This window comes from Erwinia sp. TECH1, assembly GCF_054057575.1.
Genome location: NZ_JBSRZK010000001.1, coordinates 3,680,751 through 3,706,335 on the forward strand (window position 1 = coordinate 3,680,751; position 25,585 = coordinate 3,706,335).

The window sequence follows — 25,585 nt, forward strand, 5'->3', positions numbered from 1 at the left end:
TTTTTCTGCTCGTTACTTTTCTATCAGACAATCTGTGTGGACACTGCGCACGAAGGTATCTTCAGGTAAGGAGGTGATCCAACCGCAGGTTCCCCTACGGTTACCTTGTTACGACTTCACCCCAGTCATGAATCACAAAGTGGTAAGCGCCCTCCCGAAGGTTAAGCTACCTACTTCTTTTGCAACCCACTCCCATGGTGTGACGGGCGGTGTGTACAAGGCCCGGGAACGTATTCACCGTGGCATTCTGATCCACGATTACTAGCGATTCCGACTTCACGGAGTCGAGTTGCAGACTCCGATCCGGACTACGACGCACTTTATGAGGTCCGCTTGCTCTCGCGAGTTCGCTTCTCTTTGTATGCGCCATTGTAGCACGTGTGTAGCCCTGGCCGTAAGGGCCATGATGACTTGACGTCATCCCCACCTTCCTCCGGTTTATCACCGGCAGTCTCCTTTGAGTTCCCGACCGAATCGCTGGCAACAAAGGATAAGGGTTGCGCTCGTTGCGGGACTTAACCCAACATTTCACAACACGAGCTGACGACAGCCATGCAGCACCTGTCTCAGAGTTCCCGAAGGCACCAAAGCATCTCTGCTAAGTTCTCTGGATGTCAAGGCCAGGTAAGGTTCTTCGCGTTGCATCGAATTAAACCACATGCTCCACCGCTTGTGCGGGCCCCCGTCAATTCATTTGAGTTTTAACCTTGCGGCCGTACTCCCCAGGCGGTCGACTTAACGCGTTAGCTCCGGAAGCCACTCCTCAAGGGAACAGCCTCCAAGTCGACATCGTTTACGGCGTGGACTACCAGGGTATCTAATCCTGTTTGCTCCCCACGCTTTCGCACCTGAGCGTCAGTCTTTGTCCAGGGGGCCGCCTTCGCCACCGGTATTCCTCCAGATCTCTACGCATTTCACCGCTACACCTGGAATTCTACCCCCCTCTACAAGACTCTAGCCTGCCAGTTTCAAATGCAGTTCCCAGGTTAAGCCCGGGGATTTCACATCTGACTTGACAGACCGCCTGCGTGCGCTTTACGCCCAGTAATTCCGATTAACGCTTGCACCCTCCGTATTACCGCGGCTGCTGGCACGGAGTTAGCCGGTGCTTCTTCTGCGGGTAACGTCAATCGACGCGGTTATTAACCGCATCGCCTTCCTCCCCGCTGAAAGTACTTTACAACCCGAAGGCCTTCTTCATACACGCGGCATGGCTGCATCAGGCTTGCGCCCATTGTGCAATATTCCCCACTGCTGCCTCCCGTAGGAGTCTGGACCGTGTCTCAGTTCCAGTGTGGCTGGTCATCCTCTCAGACCAGCTAGGGATCGTCGCCTAGGTGAGCCGTTACCCCACCTACTAGCTAATCCCATCTGGGCACATCCGATGGCGTGAGGCCCGAAGGTCCCCCACTTTGGTCCGAAGACGTTATGCGGTATTAGCTACCGTTTCCAGTAGTTATCCCCCTCCATCGGGCAGTTTCCCAGACATTACTCACCCGTCCGCCACTCGTCACCCAAGAAGCAAGCTTCTCTGTGCTACCGTTCGACTTGCATGTGTTAGGCCTGCCGCCAGCGTTCAATCTGAGCCATGATCAAACTCTTCAATTAAAAGTTCGATTTGCTGCAACAAGTGCAGCGATGCTCAAGTGTAAAACGTCATAATGAATTTCATTATGTGTTCACTCTTAAGACTTGATATTTTTTTTGCGTCCGGAGACGCTTGATATCAATCCTGCGAGTGCCCACACAGATTGTCTGATAAATTGTTAAAGAGCGTTGCGAGCAGTGCTTTCGCTTCCTGCCGCGAGGTGGCGTATATTACGCTTTCCTCCTTCAGAGTCAACCACTTTTTCAGAAGTTTTTCTCCGGCGATTCAGCTTCCTGAACCTCCTGAGCCGCTGGCCTGTAAGCCGTTGTGCCGTCTCAGTGGTTGCGCATTATAGGGAGTTCTTGACGGCTGACAACCCCTAATTACAAAAAAACATTCGATCGACTAAAAAACGCGCTCTGACGGCTAAAAAGCACTGTTATTGGTGGCTTAATAAGCAAAAATGGGCCCGAAGGCCCATTTTTATTTGCTATGGCTGTTACTGCGTAGCCACTATAGCGCCATCCTGCACGTCCATTTCTATCGTTTTCCCCGGAACCAGCTGGCCAGAAAGTATCTGTTGTGCCAGCGGGTTCTCGATCTGCTGCTGAATTGCGCGTTTTAACGGCCTTGCCCCATATACCGGATCATAACCGTTTTCGCCCAGCAGCTGCAGAGCGGCATCAGAAATATGTAGCTCATAGCCGCGATCGGTCAAACGATCGTACAGACGCTGCAGCTGAATTTTAGCAATAGAGGCAATGTGTTTTTCGCCCAGCGGATGGAAGACCACCAGCTCATCAATGCGGTTGATAAATTCCGGACGGAAATGCTGCCCTACCACATTCATGACGACATCTTTCATTTCCGCATAGCTTAACGCGCCAAAACGTTCCTGAATCAGATCGGAACCCAGGTTCGAGGTCATAATGACCACGGTATTGCGGAAATCAACCGTTCTGCCCTGTCCATCCGTCAGGCGGCCGTCATCCAGCACCTGCAGCAGAATATTGAATACGTCCGGATGCGCTTTCTCTATCTCGTCCAGCAAAATGACGGAGTAAGGGCGACGGCGCACGGCCTCGGTCAGATAGCCGCCCTCTTCGTAGCCAACATAGCCAGGAGGTGCGCCCACCAGACGCGATACCGAATGTTTTTCCATAAACTCCGACATATCCAGCCGCACCATTGCGTCATCGCTGTCGAACATAAAGTTAGCCAGCGCTTTACACAGCTCGGTTTTACCCACGCCCGTCGGGCCAAGGAACAGGAATGAGCCAATCGGGCGATTCGGATCGGCCAGACCTGCACGACTGCGGCGGATTGCATTAGAAACCGCTTCGACAGCTTCATCCTGTCCGATGACGCGCTGATGCAGCTCCTGTTCCATACGCAGCAGCTTGTCGCGCTCGCCTTCCATCATGCGATCCACAGGGATACCGGTCCAGCGAGCCAGCACGTCCGCAATCTCGACGTCCGTCACGCGGTTACGCAGCAGCCGCATCGTTTTCCCTTCCGCCTGCGTGGCGGCAGCCAGCTGTTTTTCCAGCTCCGGGATTTTGCCGTATTGCAATTCCGACATCTGTGCCAGGTCACCAGTGCGACGCGCCTGCTCCAGCGACAGCTTCGCCTGTTCCAGATCCGCTTTAATAGTTTGCGTGCCGGACAGCGAGGCCTTCTCTGCTTTCCATTCCTCTTCCAGCTCTGAATAGTCGCGCTCTTTCTGACTCAGCTCTTCTTCAAGCATCTCCAGCCGTTTGATACTGGCATCGTCAGACTCTTTTTTCAGCGCCTGCTGTTCCAGCTTCAGCTGAATGATACGACGCTCCAGACGATCCAGCGCTTCCGGCTTGGAGTCAATCTGCATACGAATGCTGGAAGCCGCCTCGTCAATCAGGTCGATAGCCTTATCCGGCAGCTGCCTGTCGGCGATATAACGGTGCGACAGCGTAGCCGCAGCCACGATAGCCGGGTCGGTAATCTGCACATGGTGATGCAGCTCGTAGCGCTCTTTCAGCCCGCGCAGAATAGCGATGGTGTCTTCCACGCTTGGCTCCGCCACGAAGACTTTCTGGAAACGACGCTCCAGCGCCGCATCCTTCTCTATATACTGGCGATACTCATCCAGCGTGGTGGCGCCGACGCAGTGCAGCTCACCGCGAGCCAGCGCCGGTTTCAGCATGTTGCCGGCATCCATCGCGCCGTCCGCTTTTCCCGCGCCAACCATGGTGTGCAGCTCGTCAATAAACAGGATGACGTTGCCTTCCTGTTTGGACAGGTCATTGAGCACGCCTTTCAGGCGCTCTTCAAATTCGCCGCGATACTTAGCGCCCGCCACCAGCGCGCCCATATCCAGCGCCAGCACCCGGCGACCTTTCAGCCCTTCCGGCACTTCGCCATTGATAATGCGCTGCGCCAGCCCTTCCACAATTGCGGTTTTACCGACGCCAGGCTCGCCAATCAGCACCGGGTTGTTTTTGGTACGGCGTTGCAGAACCTGGATGGTGCGACGGATTTCCTCATCACGGCCGATAACCGGATCCAGTTTTCCTTTCTCCGCTCGCTCGGTCAGGTCGATAGTGTATTTATTAAGGGCCTGGCGCTGATCTTCAGCTCCCTGATCGTTCACGGTTTCGCCTCCACGCAGCTGGTCAATGGCGCGCTGGAGTTTTTCGCTGGTCGCCCCGGCAGATTTCAACAAATCAGCCAGCGAGCCTCGCGAGTCGAGCGCGGCCAGAACAAAAAGTTCCGATGAGATAAAGTTGTCGGCGCGCTTTTGCGCCAGTTTGTCGCACAGATTCAGCACGCGCACCAGGTCGGCGGAAGGCTGTACGTCGCCATCCGCGCCTTCAACCTGAGGCAAGCGGCTGATAGCCTGCTCAACGCCGTTGCGCAGTGCGGCAACATCCACGCCGGCTGAAGTCAGTAAAGGAGAGACAGAGCCGCCTTCCTGTTTGAGCAGAGCGCTCATCAGATGCAGCGGTTCAATAAATTGGTTGTCGCGCCCAAGCGCTAAAGACTGGGCATCGGCGAGAGCAAGCTGGAATTTATTAGTAAGACGATCCAGACGCATAATTCCCCCATTCAGGTCAAATTGCTACTGGAGATTAAATGAGGTCTTCCCTCAAATTTTCAAGTTAAATGACCGGAATATTTTGGTGAAAAAAAGCACAACCCGGACCGTCTTATGCGGACAGGTTAACTCAGCCAGACCAAACTTGCCATTCGACCTGTTACGCCATCGCGTCTGTAGGAAAAAAATTGGTCAGGCTGCGAGAAAGTGCACAGCCCGCCACCAGTGAAGTGGCGCACGCCTTTGCGCTGTAGCCGCAGACGCGCAAGCTGCCAGATATCGGCGTAATATTTATCGCCCGAGGGCGTAAAAGCAGCGGCATCTTCCGCATCCTGCGCTATAAATGCCTGCCGCACTTCCGCGCCGACCTCAAAAGCCTGCGGGCCAATTGCCGGCCCGAACCAGACCATGATCTCTTCCGACGGGGCCGTAAAGGCCGCCAGCGTCGCCTCCAGCACGCCTGCGCACAATCCCCGCCAGCCGGCATGAGCCGCAGCAACCTCTTTCCCATCCTGCGAGCAGAACAAAACCGGCAGGCAATCCGCCGTCATTACCGCGCAAACCACGCCGGGCTGACGGGTATAAACGGCATCAGCCTGTAGGGAAGCGGGTGCTTCACCGGTAAGCGCAAGGACATTGACGCCGTGAACCTGCTCCAGCCAGACTGGCATAGCGGGCATTGACGCCAGCGTAACCAGACGCTCGCGATTGTGCTGCACCGCTGCGGCCCGATCGCCGACATGCGTCCCGAGGTTCAGCGAATCCCAGGGAGCATGGCTGACGCCATCACGGCGCGTGGTGCTACAGGCCCGCACGTTGGCGGGCGCATTCCATTCAGGCGTAAGCAGGCTCATTACCAGTCCAGCTGATCTTTAAATTCTTCGGTATCCGCTTTTAACGCCTCAATCAATTCGACCATGTCCTGCGGCAGCGGCGCATGCCATTCCATCTCAATACCGGTGACGGGATGATAAAGACGTAGCATGGTGGCGTGCAGCGCCTGACGATCGAATTTACGCAGCGTACCGATAAAATTCTCCGATGCGCCTTTTGGCGGACGCGGACGACCGCCATACAGCGGATCGCCCACCAGCGGATGGCTGATATGAGACATATGCACGCGGATCTGGTGAGTACGGCCCGTTTCGAGACGCAGACGCAGGCGCGTATGGGCACGGAAATGCTCCATAATGCGATAGTGCGTGGTAGCCGGTTTGCCCATTGGATGAACCGCCATATGCGTCCGCTTGGTCGAGTGACGGCTAATCGGCTCATTAACCGTGCCGCCCGCCGTCATCCTGCCAATTGCCACCGCTTCATACTCACGGGTGAATTCACGCAGCTGTAAAGATTCTACCAGGTGCGTCTGCGCAGGTACCGTTTTAGCCACCACCATCAGGCCAGTGGTGTCTTTGTCCAGACGGTGCACAATGCCCGCACGCGGCACATCTGCAATAGCCGGATAATGATAAAGCAGCGCGTTCAGCACCGTACCGTCGGGATTACCGGCGCCCGGATGCACCACCAGATCGCGTGGTTTGTTGATAACCAGAATATCGTCATCTTCATAAACGATGTTCAGCGGGATGTTTTGCGCTTCCCAGCGCGCTTCTTCTTCTATCTCCGCTTCGATAGCGATTTGTTCGCCACCGAGCAGTTTTTCTCTCGGTTTGTCGATGATTACGCCGTTGACGCTGATGCGTCGGTCGAGAATCCACTCTTTTATACGAGATCTTGAATAATCAGGGAACAATTCGGCCAAAGCCTGATCTAAGCGTTGTCCGAGTTGCGATTCGGAGACCGTTGCGTTGAGTTTTACTTGTTGTGCCATAAACAGCTTCTTCGTTAACGTTGGGTTTTCACGGCGATGCCGTTTAATATAATGTGCTATTGTACCTGGTCACTATCGGGAGCTACATGGACAGCTTCCTGAATAACACTCTGAGGATAATCAAATCGTCATGACGCGTATGAAATATCTGGTGGCTGCAGCCACGTTGAGCCTGGCATTAGCGGGTTGTTCCGGCTCGAAGGATACGGTGCCCGATAGCCCGCCTTCCGAGATCTATGCCACAGCCCAGCAAAAACTGCAGGACGGTAACTTTAAAGGAGCGATAACGCAACTGGAAGCGCTTGATAACCGCTATCCGTTCGGGCCTTACTCCCAGCAAGTTCAGCTGGACCTGATCTACGCTTACTATAAAAATGCCGATTTACCGCTGGCGCAGGCCGCGATCGACCGCTTTATGCGTCTGAATCCAACCCACCCGAATATCGATTACGTGATTTATATGCGTGGTCTGACGGATATGGCGCTTGATGACAGCGCGCTGCAGGGCTTTTTCGGTATCGATCGTTCCGATCGCGATCCTTCTCACGCGCGTGATGCCTTCCACGACTTCTCTCAGCTGCTGCGCGGTTACCCGAACAGTCAGTACGCGACGGACGCAAGAAAGCGCCTTATCTATCTGAAAGATCGTCTGGCGAAGTATGAGCTTTCCGTGGCGCAATTCTACACCAAGCGTGAAGCTTATGTCGCTGTTGTTAATCGCGTTGAGCAAATGATGAAAGATTATCCGGATACGCAGGCGACGCGCCAGGCGCTGCCGCTGATGGAAAATGCTTATCGTAAGATGCAGCTGACCGCAGAAGCGGACAAAGTAGCGAAACTTATCGCGGCCAATCAGGCTTAACATAAAAATGGCAGCGTTCGCGCTGCCCTTTTTTTCACCGGCGTCTGGCATATTACGCTGTTCCACCGGTAAGTTAACTTACCTATCATGCCTGTGAAAAAACCTCCCTACAAGCGCCTTCGCTACGATTACCAGCCTGCCTCACAAAATCTTCACTTTTGACAAAAAGTGACAAAATAAAGTGATACAAATCACGCATTACGCCCTTTTCCAGGATATGCTTACTCTACATTCGACGGAAATGATTAGAGGTAAGCACTATGGTTCTGAACATTACCAGCAAGCAAATGGACATCACCCCGGCTATCCGCCAACATGTCGAAGAGCGTCTCGCCAAACTGGAAAAATGGCAAACCCATCTGATTAATCCGCATATCGTGCTTTCCAAAGAGCCGAAAGAATACGTTGCCGATGCCACTATCAACACGCCGAACGGCCCGCTGATTGCCAGCGCCAAACATGATGATATGTATGCGGCCATCAACGAACTGATCAATAAGCTGGAGCGTCAGCTGAACAAGGTTCAGCACAAGGGCGAAGCGAAGCGCGCCCAGGCCAGCGTTAAAGATATAAGCGTTATCGATCAGGAACTGGATTAAAGTTAATAACGCGCCTGCGGGCGCGTTTTTTATTGTTCTAATAAAATGAAATAAAAGGATTTATTTTAATAGATGTCCACATATCGACCACATCGACCAAACCAGCCCCTTTTGACGGGGCTTTTTTTGATCTACACAGGTCTCCGGGTGGAATAATATTAATTTTTATACAGCCGGGATGGATACCAAATCCTTCCGTTTCAGTATGGGTTTTATGATAAATTGGCCATGTAGCCGATCGTATTTATCATAAGGAAAGGAGATTCAGGATGAGTCAAAGGTCAGAAATAATTGATGGCAAAAAAGCTGCCGTTTTCAATAGAGGCCTGGTTTATACGGAAGTGCTGGGCTGGGTAGATCTTGGACATGCTCAGGGTACAGATATAATTGAATTGCTAAGGAAAATACGACAGGGGGAAGCTTCCGGAAAAGAATTTTATGATGTGACTTACTCTCAGGGTATGACGTCTTCATATGGACTGGCTCGATCAGGAAAAGTAATGACGTGGCGCTTAAGACATGGTCGCCCTTACTCTGAACAAAAAAGTATCGCGCTGGCGATGATGATGGCTATAGCGAGACAGTTCGAAATATTTCAGAGTTCATTCCCTAATAACCTGGTCACTGATAGCGGATTTAGCGGTGAAGATCTGGTGTCCGATCTGCTGGGATTTTACCGCGTCGTATCCGATCAAAACATCTTCCCCATATTACGGCCGGTCAGTAAAGCAGAAGCTCTTAAGCGCTGGGATTATTATGGTAAAATCGGCAACTGGAAAAACGATACGTTCCAGCCTCTGCTGTTCCCCGACCCGGAAAAATTCCCTCATGCAAGGCCGCGCATGGGAGTACTGCCAAAGTTTATGCAAAACGTTACCCCATATAGCAACTTCTCATCAGGAAATGTGATCCGTTCCCGTAATGATAAAACATTTGTTGTTCTGGGAGCAGAGAATGGCAGGATGGGATTGTGAAGAAATTTATAGCGGTACTTGCTGTTGTGCTACTACTCTGCGGAATAGCGTTCGTTTTTATCTGGCCAGTTCTGAGAATGGAATTTGCCAGTAGTGCGCATTATACCGAGCAGGATAAACGCGAATATAAGTATTACACACCTGAATTATTGAAGAAAATGCCAAGAATTTCTAAAGATTATGAATTTCACTATACAAATATCAGTGGGCCCCAGGCTTTTGTATTTGGCATACATTTTAACGGTACAACCGAGACAAGTAGGATCCGTAAATACCTTATTTCTGAAGGATATATACCGCAAAAAGAATGCCAGGTTCAAGCTGAATGCTGGCGTTCTCCACGGAACAACGATGTCGTATCGTTATATAAACTGGTGGAATTTAATGAAGCTGGAGTTGAGATCTACCGCAGGCCTAACAAAAAATAGTAAGTGTAAGTATCCAGAGAAAAGCCAGCTCGCAGACTGGTTTTCTCTTTTCCCTGGTGCTGGTCACTCATGCCTTTCCCGCACCGTTGTAATAAATTTGTAGTAGCAGTCATCACACAGCGCATCGTCATTGGCCAACAGCCGTGCAAAAAAACGCCGCCTGAGCCCACACTCCTGGCAATATTTTAAGGCGATAAATTTTCTCATAGCACCAGGTCCTTTTCAGCTGACTGTTTTGCCACCAGCCCTGCCTTCTTGTTTTCCGATTTTTCTTTCTCATAACCAGGCCTGTTAACTTCGCTTAGCAATTGGGTGACGGCTGCAGAAACAGACTTACTGGCTATATTGCTGACGTTTCCGCCTTCATGCAGCACGATATTCCTGACCCCAAGCGGATGCCAGCGTCTGTATTTTTCAGGACGATCCTCAAACAAGGCCACCAGAGGGATCTGCAATGCCGATGCAAAATGTACGGGTGCGCTGTCCGCAGAAACAACAATATCCAGCTGCGTCATGGCCGCGATCAAATCGGCGACGGTTTGCGTAGAGACCCAGCGCGCTTTTTCATCTCTCCGCCATTTGGAAATACATTTATCCTGAGGTGAATGAAAAATAATAAACTCACATTTTCCGCTAAGCGCATCGGTTAATGCCTGCCATTTTTGCTCTGGCCATCGACGTTCCGCGCTATTGTTCGAAATGAATAAACCCACTCTGGCTCTGTTTTTTTCTCCCAGCTTTTGCTGCCAGTATAAAACCCGAGCCTGGCAGGGGAAAATTTGGGGATTCATCTGGTTAATATCCGGCGTGTTGACTTCCGGCATAAGACAGAAACCGGCAAGTGCTTCATGAATTAAAGGTCGGGCCAGCATATGCGCAGGTATACGATCGTCAAACTCCGTATCAGCGTTATGCCAGCGGCAGTCCGCAACGTTTAGCTGTCGGGCAAAGTTTATTGCATTTTTGTTCATCCCTCCGCTGGGGATGATAAGTAAATCAAACTTTATTTTCCGAAGCGAGAAAATTAACTTAACTCTATCCTTAAGGTAATTTAAAAATCCCGACCGCACATTTTTTTCATAGTTTTTAGAATAGACATAATGGTGCACCCTGGCTACGGCAGGGTTATTATCCAGAACGGGTGAGTTATATTTACTGGCAAGAACATGTATTTCCGCCTGCGGCCACCTTTGCTTTAACGCCCGCAAAAAAGGTGTAGTACAAATCATATCCCCTAAAAAATCGATGCGAATAACCAGGATCCGCTTTATATCATCCTTGTCCATAGACATGTCCTTACTGTAGGCACTTCTTCCATGAAAATAACATGTTAACCTTTGCTTCCCTTCATAGCAAATACCATAAGGAAGCGAGGGCATAATATCAGATACTCTTTACCATAAAAACAGGATAATAATCCAATTAACGTAGTCTCAATGTTAATATATAAAAATTTAATTAACAGAATTCATTATATTAACAGAGAATTTTCACAATAAATGATTATTCTAAATGCTACTCAGATTTTATATAAAATGTATCAGTACAAAATATTAACTATATTCAGTAAGGCTTTGGGTTGAGAGAGTAGAAAATGCCATGTGCTTATCTCAAACGTCAGCAGAAGGGCTGGGTGGACAGCCAACCTGCTCCCTGCCCGGCTACAGCTCATGCCTGGCGAAACGCTCTGCAATCCCCTTGAAGAGCCTTGCTCTTTCGCCCTATGCCAGCACTACCAGCCCTTTCGCCTGACGACACTTTGCCGCTCCGCCATCCGAAACGCGTTTTTTATTGACAGCATTAAATCGCTGCGGTTACTTTAACCTTCTGACAATCGTGGATACTCTGATGAAACAGCTGCCGTTCTTCTTCGCCTTCTTTTTTACCTTCCGTTGACCGGGAGGCAATTCGTCGTATAAGAAAGCATGCGAAGACGAATAACAAGGCCTCCCAACCGGGAGGCTTTTTTTTTATGAACATCTGACAGGTAGCCTATGACCACCGAAAATCCCCTGCTGGGCCTGCGCGAAAAAATCAGCGCGCTGGATGAACAACTGCTGAGCCTGCTGGCTAACCGTCGGGCGCTGGCGATTGAGGTTGCGAAGGCGAAAATGGCCACGCACCGCCCCGTACGCGATATCGATCGCGAGCGCGACCTGCTGGAACATCTGGTCACGCTGGGTAAAGCTCATCAGCTGGATGCGCACTACATCACCCGACTTTTTCAGCTGGTTATTGAAGATTCCGTGCTGACGCAGCAGGCGTTGCTGCAAAAGCATCTGAACCAGACCAGTGCGCAGTCGGCGCGTATCGCCTTCCTTGGCCCAAAAGGCTCTTATTCGCATCTTGCCTCACGTAACTATGCCGCTCGCCACTTCGATAGGTTTATTGAGTGCGGCTGTCTGAACTTCCGCGACATCTTTAATCAGGTGGAAACAGGCCAGGCCGACTACGCGGTATTGCCGATCGAAAACACCAGTTCCGGCTCGATCAATGAGGTGTACGATTTGCTGCAGCAGACCAGCCTTTCGCTGGTTGGCGAGATGACGCTCCCTATCGATCACTGCGTGCTGGTTACCGGCAGCACGGACTTGCAGCAGATAGAAACCGTTTACAGCCATCCTCAGCCTTTCCAGCAGTGCAGCGAGTTTATCCATCGCTATCCGCACTGGAAGATTGAATATACTGAAAGCACCGCGGCCGCGATGGAGCAGGTTGCAGCGCTGAATTCACCGAAGGTCGCAGCGCTGGGCAGCCAGGCGGGCGGCGAGCTGTATAACCTGCAGGTGCTTGAACGCAATCTGGCTAACCAGCAGCAGAATATCACCCGCTTTGTTATCCTCGCGCGCAAACCCATTGAGGTCACGCTTCAGGTTCCGGCCAAAACCACGTTAATTATGGCGACCGGACAGCAGGCTGGTGCATTGGTAGAAGCACTGTTGGTGCTGCGTCAGCATAATCTGGTGATGAGCAAACTGGAATCACGCCCGATTAACGGCAATCCATGGGAAGAGATGTTTTATATCGATTTTCAGGGTAACCTGCGCTCGGAAGAAGTACAGCAGGCGTTACGCGAACTGGCACCGATTACGCGTTCGCTGAAAGTGCTGGGCTGTTACCCAAGCGAAAACGTGCTGCCGGTCGACCCTTCCTGAGTACCGCCTCAGCCGCTTTCAGAGGCGGCTGAAACTTTTGGCCTATACCTCGCCTGGATCATTTACCTGCACCGCCCTGACGCTATATCATCGACTATATAACGTTTCTCAGGGAAATTTATGCGCAACTTTTTACGCTCCGCAGTGTTGCTTTCGCTTGGCCTGTTGGCCTTTTCCGCTTTTGCCGATCGTCAGGTTACCGATCAGCTGGGCCGCCAGGTCACGCTTCCCGATCGCGTCGATCGCGTCGTGGTCTTGCAGCATCAAACCCTCAATATTCTGGTAGAGCTGGATGCCACCAATACCCTTGTTGGCATCCTTGGCAACTGGAAGCAGCAGCTCGGCGACGGCTATTCGCGGCTGGCGCCGGAACTGACGCATCTGCCGACGCTGGGTGATTTAACTCATGTGGATGTAGAAAAGCTGGTTGCGCTACATCCGCAGGTGGTTTTTGTCACTAACTATGCGCCGCAGGAGATGATTGACCTGATCCAGAAGCTCGGCATCGCCGTTATCGCCATCTCGCTACGCGCCGATAACCAACAGCAAAACCGTCTGAATCCCGATCTGGCTGACGAAGAGCAGGCTTATAGTGAAGGATTAAAAGAAGGCGTTCGCCTGATTGGCGAGGTGGTAAACCACCAGCAGCAGGCCGAAACGCTGGTTAAAGCCACTTTCAATCAACGGCAGCAAACGGGCAACCGGTTACAGGCGATCCCTGCTTCGCAGCGCATTCGGGTCTATATGGCTAATCCCGACCTTACGACCTACGGCTCCGGCAAATATACCGGCCTGATGATGGCGCATGCCGGTGCGCTGAACGTCGCCGCCGCAGCGGTGAAAGGGTATAAGCAGGTTTCTATGGAGCAGATCCTCGCCTGGGATCCGCAGGTGATCTTCGTGCAGGATCGCTATCCGCAGGTGATCGACGAGATCAACCAGCAGCCCGCCTGGCAGGCTGTGGATGCCGTTAAGCATCATCGCGTTTATTTGATGCCTGAATATGCCAAGGCCTGGGGCTATCCGATGCCAGAAGCGCTGGCGCTGGGCGAATTATGGATGGCGAAAAAGCTTTACCCGGAAAAATTCCAGGATGTCGATATGCAGAAAAAAGCGGATACCTGGTATCAGCGCTTCTATCGTACCCACTATACGGGTAGCAACTGATGAGCCTTACCGTTCTGGCTGCCGGAAGCCTGCGCGCCGTGTGGCCGGCGCTGGCCTCAGCGTATGGTCAACCAATCAGGGTAGCGTTTGGCCCGGCCGGGCTACTGTGCGAGCGAATTAAGCAGGGCAAGCGCTGCGATCTCTTTTTATCGGCCAATCTGACGCATCCGCAATCTTTGATCGCGGCAGGTATCGCACTCGACAGCGCCGTCTTTGTCCACAATCAGCTCTGCCTGAGCGTGCCTGCTGCCCTGGCCGCGTCGAACAAAAGCTGGCTGGAGCTGCTAAGCCATCCGCACTTACGCGTCGCCACCTCTACGCCGTTAAGCGATCCATCCGGCGACTACGCCTGGCAGCTTTTCGATCGTATTGAACGTCGCTATGCGGGAGTGGGAACCGCGCTGAAACAGCGGGCGCTACGGCTGGTTGGCGGCCCATTCAGCCCGGCTGTTCCGGCTGGGGAACCGGCAGCGAATTGGGTGCTGAACGGCGATCGGGCGGATATTTTTATCGGCTATCAGAGCTATGCCGCGCGGCCCGGGATTAAAACTATTACTATCCCGCCGCCTTTCCATATCCGCGCAGACTATGCTTTTGCCCTGTGTCATGCAAAAGCACAGCCGCTGGCAGATTTCTTACTGAGCGCCGAGGCGCAGGGAATTTTAGCGAAAGACGGCTTTCTTCCGCTGGAGAAGAGAGCCTGAGGCGAGAATACAGGCCGCGATCGGGCCTGCATTTTATCCAAAGCCGTTATCGGCGGCTGTCGTTGGCCTGACGCAGCAGCGAACGACTTTCCAGCATAAAGCTCTGGGCGTAATCGCCAAACCAATGCTCTACGCGACGGAAACTGTCGACGAACGCCTGCTTGTCGCCCCGCTCCAGCAGCTGAATAGCCTCGCCGAAGCGCTGATAGTAACGTTTAATCAGCGCCAGATTATTTTCTGAGGACATGATGATGTCCGCATAGAGCTGAGGATCCTGCGCAAAGAGTCTGCCCACCATCGCCAGCTCCAGGCGGTAAATAGGCGATGAAAGCGCCAGCAGCTGCTCAAGATTCACGTTCTCTTCCGCCAGATGCAGGCCATAGGCAAAGGTGGCGAAGTGACGCAGCGCCTGAATAAAGGCCATGTTCTGATCATGCTCTACCGCGCTGATGCGGTGCAGACGTGCGCCCCAGACCTGGATCTGTTCCAGAAACCACTGATAGGCTTCCGGCTGACGGCCGTCGCACCAGACCACCACCTGTTTCGCCAGGCTACCGCTGTCCGGTCCGAACATCGGATGCAGCCCCAGCACCGGGCCGCTGTGCGCGGCCAGCATCGCCTGAAGCGGGCCGTTTTTCACCGAGGCGAGATCGACCAGGATGCAGTCTTCCGGCAGCGGCGGCAGATCGGCGATCGCTTTTTCCGTCAGGTGGATCGGCACGCTGATGATCACCATTCCCGCATCCGCCAGCAGGCTTTCCGCCTGCGCCCACTCCTCTTTATCCAGGATTTTCACCTGATAACCGGAAAGGGTCAGCATCTTTTCAAACAGCCGCCCCATTTTGCCCTTGCCGCCAACGATGACTACCGGTCGAAGCTGCGGATGCAGCGTTTTGAAGCCTTTATCGTTTTCACTGGCGTAGGATTCGCGCATAACGCGGCGCAGCACATCTTCGATCAGGTCTGGCGGCACGCCAAGCGTCTCCGCCTCTTTACGCCGTGACGCCAGCATGGAAGCTTCGCGCTCCGGCACGTAAATCGGCAGACCGTAGCGGCTTTTTACTTCGCCCACCTCGGCGACCAGACTCAGCCTTTTGGCCAGCAGATCGAGCAGGGCTTTGTCCACTTCATCAATTTGATCGCGCAGCGCGGTCAGTTCAGCCACCATAATTAACCCTCTTGCGACAGACGCGCCGCCAGTACTCCGTCCAGTTCCTGATGAATTGTTCGCAACAGCGTTTCGGTCGTTTCCCAGTTGATGCAGGCATCGGTCACGGAAACGCCGTAGCGCATGGCGCTTTTGGGCTGTTCGGACGACTGGCTGCCTTCGTGCAGATGGCTTTCCAGCATCAGGCCAATCACGGAACGGTTGCCGTCTCTGATTTGCGAGACGGCGGACTCGGCTACGCCGGACTGGCGACGGAAGTCTTTGTTAGAATTACCATGGCTGCAATCTATCATCAGCGCCGGACGGAGTCCCGCCTGAAGCATCTCTTTTTCACACTGCGCAACATCTTCCGGCCCGTAGTTTGGCTGTTTGCCGCCGCGCAGGATGACGTGGCCATCCGGATTGCCCTGGGTCTGCAACAGGCAGACCTGGCCGCTCTGGTTGATACCCACAAAGCGGTGCGGCATAGAGGCGGCGCGCATTGCGTTAATCGCCGTGCCCAGACTGCCGTCCGTGCCGTTTTTAAAGCCGACCGGCATAGAGAGGCCGGAAGCCATTTCCCGGTGCGTTTGCGACTCGGTAGTGCGTGCGCCGATGGCCGACCAGCTGAACAGATCGCCCAGGTATTGCGGACTGTTAGGATCCAGCGCTTCCGTTGCCAGCGGCAGCCCCATCTCGACCAGTTCAACCAGCAGCTGACGGGCGATATGCAGACCGGCTTCCATATCGAAAGAGTTATCCATGTAGGGATCGTTGATCAGCCCTTTCCAGCCAACGGTGGTGCGAGGCTTTTCAAAATAGACGCGCATCACGATATAGAGCTGGTCTTTGAGATCGTCAGAGAGCGCTTTCAGATGCCGCGCATAGTCCAGCGCTGCTTCGGTATCGTGGATCGAACAGGGGCCGCACACCACCAGCAAACGGTGATCTTTTCCGCTGATAATGTCTGAAATAGTCTGACGGGAAGCAGCGATCTGCGTCTGCTGCGCGTCGGTCAGGGGGAACTTGTTTTTCAGCTCCTGCGGCGTAATTAAAATCTGTTCGTCGGCGATATGAACGTTGTTCAGCGCATCTTTTTGCATGGTCGTCAGCTCTCTAGTGGTCCCGTCAGCCTGTCATCAAGGTTTGAATACTGTATCAGAAGCGGTACAAAACTCAATCTTCCTATGTACACTTTTATTACCACAAAAGATAAACAAGAAGAAAAACAAAAATAAATGATTTTTAATCAGATAGTTAATAAAAAAATAAGACCAGAAACCAAAACGCCTACATGTAAAGTTAAATTTACACCAATATATGCGTTAACCTTACGTCTACCCGATAACCTGAAGTAAAGGACGTCGTACGGCTATCAGCAGGTTAGCCATAGCTACTTTTATTGATTGATCTGTCGCTGTTGAAATGTTTATAAATAACCCTGGGATTTTATAAAGGCAGCGTCGCTTTAAAAACCTGCATCATCCGCCGTATTGCCTTAAGCCGCCGCTTTTTTCGGGCTTCTGTCTGCATTAATAACGCCGTATAAATATTAATAAGCCTGAAGGAAAAGCCATATGCAGGTGCTTTACCGCCCTTACCGTCACGACGACGCCATTGAATTTGCGCAAGCCGTGAATGCCTCACTGGATACGTTGCGTCCCTGGCTGCTCTGGGCGCATGAAGGTTTTAGTCCAGCAGAAGCTCGCCGCTGGTTTGCCGCTACCCACATGCTGCGTGAGACAGGCGAAGCCAACGAGCTGGGGCTTTTCGCCGGGGATGGCCGCTTGCTGGGCGGTGCCGGACTGCGCTATTCCAGCGATCAGAAAAATCTGTGCTCGATAGGCTACTGGGTACGCAGCAGCGAGCAGCGACAGGGCATCGCCAGCCAGGCCGTGCGTTATCTTCTCGATCTGGCGTGGCAGGATCAGGAAAAAGATACGGTAGAAATCCTGGCAGTGGCGGAAAATATGGCCAGCCGCCGCGTGGCGGAAAAATGCGGCGCAGCCTTTATGGGCATTAAGCATGGATTGATCGTGCTGGATAGTGGGCCGGCGGATACGGCCATTTACCGCTTTCATCGAACGCGCTGATTTTCTGAAAACCCGCAACCCTGTGCTTCGGGTTGTTTTATATTTCCATGACTCATCGGGCCGATACGCCTGACGGCTGCGCTCAATAGTCAAAAGCGTAAGCCAGATTGCTGGCTAACGTATAGCCTCTTTTTTCTGCAAACAGGAAACAACATGCACCAATCTGTCCGTCTTGCCCTGGTGGGCGATTTCCGTCCTGATGCCGTGGCGCACCAGGCCATCCCACCCGCTATCAAGCTTGCCGCCGACTCGCTCAATATTTCGGTAGAGGCAGAATGGTTGCCCACCCCAGAGATTACCTCGACTGACGTATTGCATAATTTTAATGCGATCTGGGTCGTGCCGGGCAGCCCTTATCAGCATGACCAGGGCGCTTTTATGGCTATCACCTGGGCGCGCGAAAACAATATCCCTTTTCTTGGTTCCTGCGGCGGTTTTCAGTATGCGCTTATTGAGTACGCGCGCAACGTGATGGGCTGGCAAGATGCGGCACATGCGGAAACGGATACGGAAGGCCGTATGGTGATTGCGCCGCTTAGCTGCTCGCTGGTTGAACAAACAGGCGACATCGTCATTGAACCCGGTTCGACGATAGCAAAAGCCTACGGCAAACTCAGCACGCATGAAGGCTATCATTGTAACTTTGGCGTTAACCCTGATTTCGGGAACGAACTGGCCGATTTTCCGCTGCGCATCAGCGCGAGAGATCGGCAAGGCGATGTGCGCGGCATAGAATTGCCCCATCACCGATTTTTTGTCGCTACGCTGTTTCAATCCGAACGGGCGTCGCTGCGTCATGCGCTTTCGCCGCTGGTCGTCGCTTTGCTTACGGAGGCCGGGCGCTAAATGAACGTTTATACATTTCCTAAAAGCCGCTCCTTGAGGGTGCTATGGACTCTGGAAGAGCTAAAATTAGATTACACCACTTCTCCGGTAGCGCTCTTTTCCACAGAACCAGCGGCCTCTTCTCCTCATCCCTTACATAAAGTGCCCGTACTGGAGGACGAAGGTAGCCTTATTTTTGAAACGGCAGCTATCTGCCAGTATCTGGGCGAAAAAAAAGGGGATGGGAAACTTTACCCGACGGATGCGCTGCAAAAAGCCAAAGTCAATGAGTGGCTCAGCTTTTCTCTGACAGACCTTGAATCGCCAGTCTGGTATTTGCTTAAACATAAATTTTTACTGCCCGAGGCTCTACGTTCGCCAGGAGTGATTGAGACAACTTTCCGTGACGCCAGCAAGACGCTTGACGCTATCCGTTTTTCAGCTGAACAAGAGTGGATTGCAGGTGAGCATTTTACGCTGGCCGATATTTTCTTCTCGCATACGCTGATGTGGGCGCAACTGTGCGCATTGCCGGTTAACGATAAATTGACCCGTTACGTAGCAAGATGTCAGCGACGGGAAGCGTTCAGCAAGGCGCTGGAGAGGAATAACCGCACGGCCTGACGCGTTACGGCAGGCAAAAAAAAGGGCCGGTCTTTCGACCGGCCCCCTGTTTCGTATTAACTTAGGATGCTGCTTTAGCGCCCAGACGTTCTTTGATACGTGCAGACTTACCGGTACGCTCACGCAGGTAGTACAGTTTGGCCTTACGTACGGCACCACGACGTTTAACAGCAATGCTGTCGATTACAGGTGAGTGAGTCTGGAATACACGCTCAACACCTTCGCCGTTAGAAATTTTACGAACGGTGAATGCAGAGTGCAGACCGCGGTTACGAATAGCGATAACCACGCCCTCGAATGCCTGCAGACGCTTCTTGGAGCCTTCAACAACCCATACTTTCACTTCCACGGAATCGCCCGGACGGAATGAAGGTACGTCCTGTTTCATCTGCTCTTGTTCGATTTGCTTGATAATGTTGCTCATAATTAAATCTCTTATCCTGGGTAAACTGATATTCAGGCGCCGCGGCTACTGCCCGGACTGCCCATCATCGTTATGTTGCCGTCTGAATTCCTTTTGGAACTCCTTCAGCAACTTTGCTTGCTCTTCAGTCAGAGCCAGGTTTTCCAGAAGTTCAGGTCTTCTTAGCCAGGTACGGCCCAGCGACTGTTTCAGGCGCCAGCGGCGAATTTCGGCATGGTTGCCCGACAGCAGAACTGGCGGGAACCTCCATCCCTTCTAACACTTCAGGTCGGGTGTAGTGCGGACAGTCCAGCAGCCCCTCGGAAAACGAATCTTCCTCGGCGGACGCCTGCTTGCCCAGTACGCCAGGTATAAACCGGGCGACCGAATCAATCAGCGTCATTGCCGGCAGTTCCCCACCGCTGAGCACGTAATCCCCGATCGACCACTCTTCATCGATTTCGGTTTGGATGACGCGCTCATCAATCCCTTCATAGCGACCACACACCAGAATTAACTTCTCGCTGGTCGCCAGCTCGCAAACCCCCACTTGATCGAGTTTGCGTCCCTGAGGTGAAAGATAAATCACCTTAGCGCCTTCTCCTGCCGCCGCTTTTGCTGCGTGGATGGCATCCCGTAAGGGCTGAACCATCATTAGCATTCCCGGTCCGCCGCCGTAAGGACGATCGTCCACGGTACGGTGCCGGTCATGAGTGAAGTCGCGAGGACTCCAGCTCTGAATGCTGAGCAGGCCATTTTTTACTGCCCGGCCAGTTACTCCGTATTCGGTAATTGCGCTAAACATCTCAGGGAACAGGCTGATTATGCCAATCCACATCGACTGCGCCGGAGTGTTACCGTCTTGTCCGGAGCTCAAAAACCAGGATCCCAATCTACTTCGATGGTGCCGGTAGTGAGATCGACATTCTTGATAACCTGTCCATCAAGGAACGGAATCAGCCGCTCCTTCGCACCAAACGCATCCTTCAGGTTTGCCTTCACGACGAGAACGTCGTTTGAACCGGTTTCCATCATATCAATGACTTTGCCCAGCTCGTATCCTTGCGTGGTTACTACCTGGCAGCCCATCAGGTCTTTCCAGTAATAGTCACCGCTTTCCAGAGGAGGCAGCTGCTCCGCGTCTACCACAATTTCGCAATTGGTGAGTAACGTGGCCGCATCACGATCGTCAATGCCTTTGACTTTGATGATCATGTCCTGATTGTGGCGCTTCCAGCCTTCCAGCTCGATAAGCTGCCATTGACCCGCCCGCTGGATAAACCAGGGTTGGTAGTCAAAAATGCTTTCAGCATCTTCGGTGGAGGAAAACACTTTGAGCCAACCACGAATACCGTAGGCCGACCCCATCTTTCCCAGAGTTAACGGGTTAGCGGGCGGCTGGGCGGTGAGTTGCTTGCTCATGTTGACCACCGTGACAGATTAAGCTGCTTTCTTAGCTTCTTTGATCAGCGCGTTAACGCGATCAGAGAGAGTAGCGCCCTGGCCAACCCAGTGCTCAATGCGGTCCAGATCCAGACGCAGTGCTTCAGCCTGACCAGAAGCGATCGGGTTGAAGAAACCAACGCGCTCGATGAAGCGGCCGTTGCGAGCGTTGCGGCTGTCAGTGACAACTACCTGATAAAACGGACGCTTTTTAGCGCCGTGACGTGCCAAACGAATTGTTACCATAACATCCTCTTTAGTTAATAAAACAACCGGGCCCCATTGAGGGAACGGGGCCCGGGTGCAATATAAAAAGCCCGAAAATTTTACTCATTTTGGCGTAAAAAGCAATCTAATTCGCCTGAGCGCTTTTCCGACTCGATTAACGGCCCGGGAAGCCCGGCGGCATCATACCTTTCATGCCGCGCATCATCTTCGCCATTCCGCCCTTCTTCATCTTTTTCATCATGCGCTGCATGTCGTCAAACTGCTTAAGCAAACGGTTGACGTCCTGCACCTGCATACCGGAACCCGTCGCGATACGACGCTTGCGGGACCCTTTGATAATTTCCGGCTTCTCGCGCTCTTTGCGCGTCATGGAGTTGATCATCGCCTCCATGCGCACCAGCACTTTGTCATCCATCTGCGATTTAACGTTGTCCGGCAGCTGGCCCATGCCCGGCAGTTTGCCCATCAGGCTGGCCATGCCGCCCATGTTGCGCATCTGCTTGAGCTGCTCCAGGAAGTCGTTGAGATCGAAGCCGTCGCCTTTTTTCAGCTTGCTGGCGAGTTTCTCTGCCTGCGCGCGGTCGACTTTGCTTTCGATATCTTCAATCAGTGACAGGACGTCGCCCATGCCCAGAATACGGGAAGCGATACGATCCGGATAGAACGGCTCCAGCGCCTCGGTTTTTTCGCCGACGCCCATAAACTTAATCGGCTTGCCGGTGATATGACGGATAGAAAGCGCCGCACCGCCGCGCGCATCACCATCAACCTTGGTCAGGATAACGCCGGTCAGCGGCAGCGCTTCGTTAAAGGCTTTCGCCGTGTTTGCCGCATCCTGACCGGTCATGGCGTCGACCACAAACAGCGTTTCCACCGGATTAATGGCGGAGTGGACCTGTTTGATCTCGTCCATCATCGCTTCGTCAACGTGCAGACGACCGGCGGTATCCACCAGCAGCACGTCGTAGAACTTCAGTTTTGCCTGCTGAAGCGCGTTCTTAACGATGTCGACCGGCTTCTGGCTCAGGTCGGACGGACAGAAATCGACGCCAACCTGCTCCGCCAGGGTTTCCAGCTGTTTGATCGCCGCCGGGCGATAGACGTCGGCAGACACCACCAGCACTTTCTTCTTGTGCTTCTCGCGCAGGAATTTACCCAGCTTGCCGACGCTGGTGGTTTTACCCGCACCCTGCAAGCCCGCCATCAGCACCACGGCCGGTGGCTGAGCGGCCAGATTGAGCGTGTTGTTCTCGGCGCCCATGGCGGCAACCAGCTCATTCTGAACGATCTTCACAAATTCCTGACCCGGCGTCAGGCTCTTGTTGACGTCGTGACCCACGGCGCGCTCTTTAACGCGGCCGATAAAGTCACGCACTACCGGCAGCGCAACGTCTGCCTCAAGCAGCGCCATGCGCACTTCGCGCAGGGTGTCCTTAATGTTGTCTTCTGTCAGCCGTCCACGGCCACTGATATTGCGCAGGGTCTGCGACAATCTGTCGGTTAAATTATCAAACATCGTCTCTCGCTCAACGTAATGAGAGGTCGCCAGGCGACACAATGGCGCAGATTATAACATGAAGACGCGGCGATCTCAGCCATCCGCGTTGAGATCGTTTGGAGCCAGCGGCCGCTGGCGCTATACTGCTTTTTTTCATAGCCTTGCCGGTACCACCTATGTCCGTTTTTGCGATCCTGGCGCTGCTCGCCTACTCTTTCAGCCTTGCCCTGATTATTCCCAGCCTGCTGCGCAAGCAGAGCGCGTGGCGAGGCATGGCCGTTATCTCCGCCGTCGTCGCGCTGGTGTGTCATGGCGTCGCGCTGGAACAGCGTATTTTCACAGCGGAAGGCGGTCAGAACCTTAGCCTGTTGAATATCGGATCGCTGGTCAGCCTGCTGATCTGCGCCATTATGACCATCGTGGCCTCGCGCAATCGCGGCTGGATCCTGCTGCCTTTGGTCTACAGCTTCGCGCTGATCAACCTGGCTTTCGCCACCTTTGTGCCCAACGCGTTTATCACGCATCTGGAAACCACGCCCGGCATGATGGTGCACATCGGGCTGGCGCTGTTTGCCTATGCTACGCTAATGATTGCGGCGCTTTATGCGCTACAGCTGGCGTGGATAGACTGGCTGCTGAAAAACAAAAAGCTGGCTTTCAGCAAGGACATTCCGCCGCTGATGACCATCGAGCGCAAAATGTTCCATATCACTCAGATCGGGGTAGTGTTGCTGACGCTGGTGCTGTGTACCGGTCTGTTTTATATGCAGGATCTGTTCAGCCGTGAAAACGTGGATAAAGCCGTGCTGTCGATTCTGGCCTGGTTTGTCTATATCGTTTTGCTCTGGGGTCACTATCATGAAGGGTGGCGCGGTCGCCGCGTGGCCTGGTTCAATTTCGGCGGCGCGTTCCTGCTGACCATGGCCTATTTCGGCAGCCGTATGCTGCAACACTTTTTGTCCTCCTGATCCTCCACTACAAGGAATTCCCTCGTTGGAACAAGTTTCAACCACCACGCTGATTATTATTCTTTTCGTTATGGTGCTGGTGTCGGCGTGGTTTGCCGGCTCCGAAACCGGCATGATGACGCTCAACCGCTATAAGCTGCGCCATCAGGCTAAAAACGGCGATCGCGCCGCCCGTCGGGTAGAGAAACTGCTGCGTCGCCCCGATCGCCTGCTCAGCCTGGTGCTGATCGGCAACAACCTCGTTAATATCCTCGCCTCCGCGCTGGCAACCATCGTCGGGATGCGCCTGCACGGCGATGAAGGCGTAGCCATCGCTACCGGCATCCTGACTTTTGTGGTGCTGGTGTTTGCGGAAGTACTGCCGAAAACCGTTGCCGCGCTTTATCCTGAAAAAGTCGCTTTCCCCAGCAGCCTGCTGTTAGGCCCGCTGCAAATCATCATGATGCCGCTGGTCTGGCTGCTGAATACCATTACCCGCGTGCTGATGCGGATGGTCGGCATGAAAACCGACAGCGCCGCCACCTCCGCGCTGAGCAAAGAAGAGCTGCGCACCATCGTGTATGAATCGCGCACGCTGATGTCGCATCGCAATCAGGATATGCTGCTGTCCGTGCTGGATCTGGAAAAAGTGAACGTTGACGACATTATGGTGCCGCGCAATGAAATTGTGGGCATTAATATCAACGATGACTGGAAATCCATCGTGCGGCAGCTGACGCACTCGCCGCATGGCCGCATCGTGCTCTATCGCGATTCGCTGGACGATACCATCAGTATGCTGCGCGTGCGGGAAGCCTACCGCCTGATGACCGAGAAAAAAGAGTTCACCAAAGAAGTCATGCTGCGCGCGGCGGATGAGATTTACTACGTGCCGGAAGGCACGCCGCTGAACATCCAGCTGGTGAAGTTCCAGCGCAATAAGAAGAAAGTAGGTCTGGTTGTTGATGAATATGGCGATATTAAAGGCCTGATCACCATTGAAGACATTCTGGAAGAGATAGTCGGCGATTTCACCACCTCCATGTCCCCGACGCTGGCGGAAGAAGTGATGCCACAGAATGACGGCTCGGTGCTGATTGAAGGCAGCGCTAACGTGCGCGAGCTGAACAAGGCCTTTAACTGGCAGCTGCCGGAAGAGGAAGCGCGTACGGTTAACGGCATGATTCTGGAAGTGCTGGAAGATATTCCGCTGCCCAACACTACGGTGCATATCGGTCACTATGCGATCGATATCCTCGACGTGCAGGAGAATATGATTAAACAGGTTCGCGTTACGCCGCAAAAGCCGCTGAAGGAGTCGGTGGGTTCCTGATAGCTATCCCCTGCCGCCATGGGATAAACAACCGGGTTTCTGCAAGGGAAGCCCGGTTAACTGACTAGATGTGCAGTTCCTGCAGTTTATCCTGCGGCAGTGCCAGCTCGTCGTTGTGGTTCACGCCGATATCATGCTCAATGATGTGACGCGCGATATCCTGCGCTTCATCCAGAGAGTGCATTTCATAGGTGCCGCACTGGTACTCGTTCAGCTCAGGAATTTTGCGCTGATCGGTCACTTTCAGCACGTCCTGCATCGCGGCTTTCCAGGCTTTCGCCACGCGCTGCTCGTCCGGCGTGCCAATCAGGCTCATATAGAAACCGGTGCGGCAGCCCATTGGCGAGATATCGATGATTTCAACGCCGTCGCCGTTCAGATGGTTACGCATAAAACCGGCAAACAGATGTTCCAGCGTGTGGATACCGCGCTCCGGCATCACTTCTTTGTTTGGCCGGCAGAAGCGCAGATCGAAAACGGTAATGGTATCGCCGTGCGGCGTGTTCATGGTTTTCGCTACGCGAACCGCAGGCGCCGCCATGATGGTATGATCGACGGTAAAGCTATCCAGCAATGGCATATGGTTACCTCTGATAAATTTATTTTCGCAGTGATGAAACTTTCTCTGTCGACTCGTGGTCTGAATCTATGAAAGACGCGCAT

General features: G+C 53.1%; 24 protein-coding genes, 1 rRNA gene, 1 pseudogene and 1 other annotated feature. Of the genes and pseudogenes, 13 read left to right on the forward strand and 13 right to left on the reverse strand.

Going from position 1 to position 25,585, the window contains the following annotated elements:
* Positions 1-66: 66 nt before the first annotated feature.
* From ACVWZ0_RS17290 to rluD, 4 genes are all read right to left on the reverse strand, one after another.
* Positions 67-1,608: ribosomal RNA gene (locus ACVWZ0_RS17290) — 16S ribosomal RNA — on the reverse strand.
* A gap of 479 nt (positions 1,609-2,087) precedes the next feature.
* Positions 2,088-4,661: an ATP-dependent chaperone ClpB gene (gene clpB / locus ACVWZ0_RS17295; protein WP_253459031.1), complete on the reverse strand. Its 2,574-nt coding sequence runs from the start codon at positions 4,659-4,661 to the stop codon at positions 2,088-2,090.
* 125 nt (positions 4,662-4,786) lie between these two features.
* Positions 4,787-5,515 carry a purine nucleoside phosphorylase YfiH gene (yfiH, locus tag ACVWZ0_RS17300; RefSeq protein ID WP_253459027.1) on the reverse strand — a complete coding sequence of 243 codons (729 nt, stop codon included), beginning with the start codon at positions 5,513-5,515 and terminating at the stop codon, positions 4,787-4,789.
* On the reverse strand, positions 5,515-6,492 hold the full coding sequence (rluD, locus tag ACVWZ0_RS17305) for a 23S rRNA pseudouridine(1911/1915/1917) synthase RluD (protein ID WP_253459024.1): 978 nt from the start codon (positions 6,490-6,492) through the stop codon (positions 5,515-5,517). Before rluD ends, yfiH begins: the two co-directional genes overlap by 1 nt.
* Positions 6,493-6,622: 130 nt before the next feature.
* Between rluD and bamD the strand changes: the two genes are divergently transcribed.
* The 4 genes from bamD to ACVWZ0_RS17325 all read left to right on the forward strand — a co-directional run bounded on the left by bamD (position 6,623) and on the right by ACVWZ0_RS17325 (position 9,355).
* Positions 6,623-7,354 carry an outer membrane protein assembly factor BamD gene (gene bamD / locus ACVWZ0_RS17310; RefSeq protein WP_125287479.1) on the forward strand — a complete coding sequence of 244 codons (732 nt, stop codon included), beginning with the start codon at positions 6,623-6,625 and terminating at the stop codon, positions 7,352-7,354.
* Between the two features lie 260 nt (positions 7,355-7,614).
* Positions 7,615-7,953, forward strand: coding sequence for a ribosome-associated translation inhibitor RaiA (gene raiA / locus ACVWZ0_RS17315; RefSeq protein ID WP_253459021.1), 339 nt, complete (start codon positions 7,615-7,617; stop codon positions 7,951-7,953).
* Positions 7,954-8,222: 269 nt separating this feature from the next.
* A complete protein-coding gene (locus tag ACVWZ0_RS17320; RefSeq protein WP_253459018.1) occupies positions 8,223-8,927 on the forward strand; it encodes a hypothetical protein in 705 nt (234 codons plus the stop codon).
* Entirely contained in the window at positions 8,924-9,355 is a 432-nt protein-coding gene (locus tag ACVWZ0_RS17325) for a hypothetical protein (protein WP_253459016.1), read from the forward strand. Before ACVWZ0_RS17320 ends, ACVWZ0_RS17325 begins: the two co-directional genes overlap by 4 nt.
* Before the next feature lie 203 nt (positions 9,356-9,558).
* Here the strand turns inward: ACVWZ0_RS17325 and ACVWZ0_RS17330 are convergent, their stop codons facing one another.
* Complete coding sequence (locus tag ACVWZ0_RS17330) at positions 9,559-10,626, reverse strand: glycosyltransferase family 9 protein (protein WP_253461238.1); 1,068 nt, start codon at positions 10,624-10,626, stop codon at positions 9,559-9,561.
* A gap of 576 nt (positions 10,627-11,202) precedes the next feature.
* Positions 11,203-11,327 (forward strand) — a sequence feature (Phe leader region).
* On the opposite strand from ACVWZ0_RS17330, the gene pheL reads away from it, so the two are divergent.
* The 4 genes from pheL to ACVWZ0_RS17350 all read left to right on the forward strand — a co-directional run bounded on the left by pheL (position 11,204) and on the right by ACVWZ0_RS17350 (position 14,381).
* Positions 11,204-11,251: a pheA operon leader peptide PheL gene (gene pheL, locus ACVWZ0_RS17335; RefSeq protein ID WP_199746341.1), complete on the forward strand. Its 48-nt coding sequence runs from the start codon at positions 11,204-11,206 to the stop codon at positions 11,249-11,251. (Overlaps the previous feature by 48 nt.)
* 22 nt (positions 11,328-11,349) lie before the next feature.
* Entirely contained in the window at positions 11,350-12,510 is a 1,161-nt protein-coding gene (pheA, locus tag ACVWZ0_RS17340) for a bifunctional chorismate mutase/prephenate dehydratase (RefSeq protein ID WP_253459013.1), read from the forward strand.
* A gap of 120 nt (positions 12,511-12,630) precedes the next feature.
* Positions 12,631-13,677, forward strand: coding sequence for an ABC transporter substrate-binding protein (locus ACVWZ0_RS17345; RefSeq protein WP_253459010.1), 1,047 nt, complete (start codon positions 12,631-12,633; stop codon positions 13,675-13,677).
* A complete protein-coding gene (locus ACVWZ0_RS17350; RefSeq protein WP_367399474.1) occupies positions 13,677-14,381 on the forward strand; it encodes a substrate-binding domain-containing protein in 705 nt (234 codons plus the stop codon). The genes ACVWZ0_RS17345 and ACVWZ0_RS17350 overlap by 1 nt, the downstream gene beginning before the upstream one ends.
* A gap of 46 nt (positions 14,382-14,427) precedes the next feature.
* Here the strand turns inward: ACVWZ0_RS17350 and tyrA are convergent, their stop codons facing one another.
* A complete protein-coding gene (gene tyrA, locus ACVWZ0_RS17355; RefSeq protein WP_253459007.1) occupies positions 14,428-15,549 on the reverse strand; it encodes a bifunctional chorismate mutase/prephenate dehydrogenase in 1,122 nt (373 codons plus the stop codon).
* A 2-nt stretch (positions 15,550-15,551) separates the two neighbouring features.
* Positions 15,552-16,631, reverse strand: coding sequence for a 3-deoxy-7-phosphoheptulonate synthase (locus ACVWZ0_RS17360; RefSeq protein WP_253459004.1), 1,080 nt, complete (start codon positions 16,629-16,631; stop codon positions 15,552-15,554).
* Positions 16,632-17,105: 474 nt separating this feature from the next.
* Between ACVWZ0_RS17360 and ACVWZ0_RS17365 the strand changes: the two genes are divergently transcribed.
* From ACVWZ0_RS17365 to ACVWZ0_RS17375, 3 genes are all read left to right on the forward strand, one after another.
* Positions 17,106-17,621, forward strand: a complete 516-nt coding sequence (locus ACVWZ0_RS17365) for a GNAT family N-acetyltransferase (protein WP_253459002.1) — start codon at positions 17,106-17,108, stop codon at positions 17,619-17,621.
* Between the two features lie 153 nt (positions 17,622-17,774).
* A complete protein-coding gene (locus tag ACVWZ0_RS17370) occupies positions 17,775-18,467 on the forward strand; it encodes a CTP synthase C-terminal region-related (seleno)protein (protein WP_253458999.1) in 693 nt (230 codons plus the stop codon).
* Positions 18,468-19,070, forward strand: a complete 603-nt coding sequence (locus tag ACVWZ0_RS17375; protein WP_253458997.1) for a glutathione S-transferase family protein — start codon at positions 18,468-18,470, stop codon at positions 19,068-19,070.
* Positions 19,071-19,131: 61 nt separating this feature from the next.
* Here the strand turns inward: ACVWZ0_RS17375 and rplS are convergent, their stop codons facing one another.
* From rplS to ffh, 5 genes and pseudogenes are all read right to left on the reverse strand, one after another.
* On the reverse strand, positions 19,132-19,494 hold the full coding sequence (gene rplS / locus ACVWZ0_RS17380) for a 50S ribosomal protein L19 (RefSeq protein ID WP_024965502.1): 363 nt from the start codon (positions 19,492-19,494) through the stop codon (positions 19,132-19,134).
* A 45-nt stretch (positions 19,495-19,539) separates the two neighbouring features.
* Positions 19,540-20,311 (reverse strand): annotated as a pseudogene (gene trmD, locus ACVWZ0_RS17385) (tRNA (guanosine(37)-N1)-methyltransferase TrmD).
* 35 nt (positions 20,312-20,346) lie between these two features.
* Positions 20,347-20,895 (reverse strand): ribosome maturation factor RimM, encoded by a 549-nt coding sequence (gene rimM, locus ACVWZ0_RS17390; RefSeq protein ID WP_253458995.1) that lies wholly within the window; start codon positions 20,893-20,895, stop codon positions 20,347-20,349.
* An 18-nt stretch (positions 20,896-20,913) separates the two neighbouring features.
* On the reverse strand, positions 20,914-21,162 hold the full coding sequence (gene rpsP, locus ACVWZ0_RS17395) for a 30S ribosomal protein S16 (RefSeq protein ID WP_033739514.1): 249 nt from the start codon (positions 21,160-21,162) through the stop codon (positions 20,914-20,916).
* Between the two features lie 136 nt (positions 21,163-21,298).
* Complete coding sequence (gene ffh, locus ACVWZ0_RS17400) at positions 21,299-22,660, reverse strand: signal recognition particle protein (RefSeq protein WP_253458993.1); 1,362 nt, start codon at positions 22,658-22,660, stop codon at positions 21,299-21,301.
* A 158-nt stretch (positions 22,661-22,818) separates the two neighbouring features.
* On the opposite strand from ffh, the gene ACVWZ0_RS17405 reads away from it, so the two are divergent.
* Both ACVWZ0_RS17405 and ACVWZ0_RS17410 read left to right on the forward strand, forming a co-directional pair.
* Positions 22,819-23,610 carry a cytochrome C assembly family protein gene (locus tag ACVWZ0_RS17405; RefSeq protein ID WP_125287468.1) on the forward strand — a complete coding sequence of 264 codons (792 nt, stop codon included), beginning with the start codon at positions 22,819-22,821 and terminating at the stop codon, positions 23,608-23,610.
* 25 nt (positions 23,611-23,635) lie between these two features.
* Positions 23,636-24,922: an HlyC/CorC family transporter gene (locus ACVWZ0_RS17410; RefSeq protein WP_125287467.1), complete on the forward strand. Its 1,287-nt coding sequence runs from the start codon at positions 23,636-23,638 to the stop codon at positions 24,920-24,922.
* Positions 24,923-24,986: 64 nt separating this feature from the next.
* Here ACVWZ0_RS17410 and luxS read toward each other — a convergent pair whose 3' ends face one another.
* Positions 24,987-25,502, reverse strand: coding sequence for an S-ribosylhomocysteine lyase (gene luxS / locus ACVWZ0_RS17415; RefSeq protein WP_125287466.1), 516 nt, complete (start codon positions 25,500-25,502; stop codon positions 24,987-24,989).
* Positions 25,503-25,585 lie beyond the last annotated feature (83 nt).

Bases quoted from the DNA above. Each gene is read 5' to 3' on its own strand.
- tyrA (WP_253459007.1), bottom strand. From the start codon at position 15,549: ATGGTGGCTGAACTGACCGCGCTGCGCGATCAAATTGATGAAGTGGAC.
- luxS (WP_125287466.1), bottom strand. From the start codon at position 25,502: ATGCCATTGCTGGATAGCTTTACCGTCGATCATACCATCATGGCGGCG.
- pheA (WP_253459013.1), top strand. From the start codon at position 11,350: ATGACCACCGAAAATCCCCTGCTGGGCCTGCGCGAAAAAATCAGCGCG.
- rluD (WP_253459024.1), bottom strand. From the start codon at position 6,492: ATGGCACAACAAGTAAAACTCAACGCAACGGTCTCCGAATCGCAACTC.
- ffh (WP_253458993.1), bottom strand. From the start codon at position 22,660: ATGTTTGATAATTTAACCGACAGATTGTCGCAGACCCTGCGCAATATC.
- rpsP (WP_033739514.1), bottom strand. From the start codon at position 21,162: ATGGTAACAATTCGTTTGGCACGTCACGGCGCTAAAAAGCGTCCGTTT.
- raiA (WP_253459021.1), top strand. From the start codon at position 7,615: ATGGTTCTGAACATTACCAGCAAGCAAATGGACATCACCCCGGCTATC.
- ACVWZ0_RS17365 (WP_253459002.1), top strand. From the start codon at position 17,106: ATGCAGGTGCTTTACCGCCCTTACCGTCACGACGACGCCATTGAATTT.
- rimM (WP_253458995.1), bottom strand. From the start codon at position 20,895: ATGAGCAAGCAACTCACCGCCCAGCCGCCCGCTAACCCGTTAACTCTG.
- clpB (WP_253459031.1), bottom strand. From the start codon at position 4,661: ATGCGTCTGGATCGTCTTACTAATAAATTCCAGCTTGCTCTCGCCGAT.
- ACVWZ0_RS17320 (WP_253459018.1), top strand. From the start codon at position 8,223: ATGAGTCAAAGGTCAGAAATAATTGATGGCAAAAAAGCTGCCGTTTTC.
- ACVWZ0_RS17405 (WP_125287468.1), top strand. From the start codon at position 22,819: ATGTCCGTTTTTGCGATCCTGGCGCTGCTCGCCTACTCTTTCAGCCTT.
- rplS (WP_024965502.1), bottom strand. From the start codon at position 19,494: ATGAGCAACATTATCAAGCAAATCGAACAAGAGCAGATGAAACAGGAC.
- ACVWZ0_RS17345 (WP_253459010.1), top strand. From the start codon at position 12,631: ATGCGCAACTTTTTACGCTCCGCAGTGTTGCTTTCGCTTGGCCTGTTG.
- ACVWZ0_RS17350 (WP_367399474.1), top strand. From the start codon at position 13,677: ATGAGCCTTACCGTTCTGGCTGCCGGAAGCCTGCGCGCCGTGTGGCCG.
- bamD (WP_125287479.1), top strand. From the start codon at position 6,623: ATGACGCGTATGAAATATCTGGTGGCTGCAGCCACGTTGAGCCTGGCA.
- ACVWZ0_RS17360 (WP_253459004.1), bottom strand. From the start codon at position 16,631: ATGCAAAAAGATGCGCTGAACAACGTTCATATCGCCGACGAACAGATT.
- ACVWZ0_RS17375 (WP_253458997.1), top strand. From the start codon at position 18,468: ATGAACGTTTATACATTTCCTAAAAGCCGCTCCTTGAGGGTGCTATGG.
- yfiH (WP_253459027.1), bottom strand. From the start codon at position 5,515: ATGAGCCTGCTTACGCCTGAATGGAATGCGCCCGCCAACGTGCGGGCC.
- ACVWZ0_RS17370 (WP_253458999.1), top strand. From the start codon at position 17,775: ATGCACCAATCTGTCCGTCTTGCCCTGGTGGGCGATTTCCGTCCTGAT.